This window comes from Flavobacterium polysaccharolyticum, assembly GCF_038739875.1.
In the GTDB taxonomy this organism is placed as follows: Bacteria; Bacteroidota; Bacteroidia; order Flavobacteriales; family Flavobacteriaceae; genus Flavobacterium; species Flavobacterium polysaccharolyticum.
In genome coordinates this window covers 1-1398 of the sequence record NZ_JBCGDP010000057.1, presented here as the reverse complement: position 1 = coordinate 1398, position 1398 = coordinate 1, and the positions used below count along the sequence as shown (strand labels likewise).

Below are 1398 nucleotides of genomic sequence, written 5' to 3'. Positions count from 1 at the left end.
TGTATCGTCCTAAAAAAAGTTTACAGTTTTTAATTAATACCTAGAATAGGTTTACATTTTTTTTTAATACTAGAATTAGTTTACAATGATAGTGTTTTTTCGATAATAGTTCTTCCATAGTTTTTCTGTTTTTATGTTGTTATAATGAACTTTTTCAGGCGTTAAATAACCTATACTTTGATGTGGTCGTTCCTGGTTGTATAATTTTACTACAGTTTCCAATAATTCTTTAGCCTGTTTAATGTTATCAACCGAATAATCATTTAGATATTCTTCTTTAATAATCCCATTTATGCGCTCTGCAATAGCATTTTCCAATGGATCTCCATTTTCGGTCATACTTATTTTTATGTTGTTACCTTTTAGAAGATTAACATATAAATCGCTGCAATATTGCACTCCTCGGTCTGAATGGTGCGTGAGTTGAAAATGGCAATCTGGCCCCTTATTCAGGCCAGAGATTGCCATTTTCAACGCTTCCATGGTCTGAGCAGCTTCCATAGTCTGAGAGACATGATAACCAACAATCTTTCTCGAATAAGCATCGGTTATAAAGCTTATATAGACGAATCCGTTTTCTGTTTTCCAATATGTTATGTCGCTAACCCATAATTGATTCGTCGAACTTGGAATAAAATTCCGGATCAAATTTGGGTATTTTTTGAACCTGTGATAAGAATTTGTTGTTGAGATTCTTCGTTTTTTTCTTCTCACTAACAGAAAATTGGCACTCAATAAATCAAATAATGCATCTCTTCCCATTTTTATTTGATGTTCTATAAAAAAAGGCTGAAGTAATTCATAGAGTTTTCGTGTACCGATGTGACGATGGTTTTTTCTAATTTCCAAAACTCGTTGCACAACCAACTCTTCTTCAAAACAAACTAGCTCCTGTTGCCAAAAATGCTGATAATAAGACTGCCTAGTGATTCCAAGTAATTGACAAAATTTTCCTAGGCTAACTTTGGAATTTCTGTCTTTCATTTCTTGAATTACTTGGAATCGGACTTTTTTATAATAGAAATTTTAAACTCTTTCTCAGCTATCTCAATCATACGTTTGTACATTTTAAGCTGGAGTTTTAAATCTTCATTCTCTTTTTCAACATCTTTTGAAGTCGATTGTTGTCGTTTTGCCATAAACTGAAATTCTGAAATCGAGGAAATTTTGGATTCAATATACCCAAATTTACGAAGCCAATCTAATATAATACTTGTACTTGATTTTATTCTATATTGAGATTTTATCTCTGCTTTCGTTTTAGTTCCTTTAATATATTCTTCGCAAACCTTACGTTTGAATTCCTCCGAATAATTAGAATAACGTTTTGTAGTGTTTGTTCCTGCACGATTGATCATAAATTTACATTTTTATGTAAACTTATTTCAGGACAAGACA

Annotated in this window: 2 protein-coding genes; both read right to left on the bottom strand. The window is 31.8% G+C overall.

What is annotated here, in order from left to right; genetic code table 11:
- Positions 1 to 75 precede the first annotated feature (75 nt).
- Positions 76 to 984 carry an IS3 family transposase gene (locus WFZ86_RS20050; protein WP_342693599.1) on the bottom strand — a complete coding sequence of 303 codons (909 nt, stop codon included), beginning with the start codon at positions 982 to 984 and terminating at the stop codon, positions 76 to 78.
- An 8-nt stretch (positions 985 to 992) separates the two neighbouring features.
- A complete protein-coding gene (locus WFZ86_RS20045; protein WP_342693598.1) occupies positions 993 to 1358 on the bottom strand; it encodes a transposase in 366 nt (121 codons plus the stop codon).
- Positions 1359 to 1398: the final 40 nt, after the last annotated feature.

What these genes read in the sequence shown, in the direction of transcription:
- WFZ86_RS20050 (WP_342693599.1), bottom strand. Translation starts at nt 984, where the DNA reads ATGAAAGACAGAAATTCCAAAGTTAGCCTAGGAAAATTTTGTCAATTA.
- WFZ86_RS20045 (WP_342693598.1), bottom strand. Translation starts at nt 1,358, where the DNA reads ATGATCAATCGTGCAGGAACAAACACTACAAAACGTTATTCTAATTAT.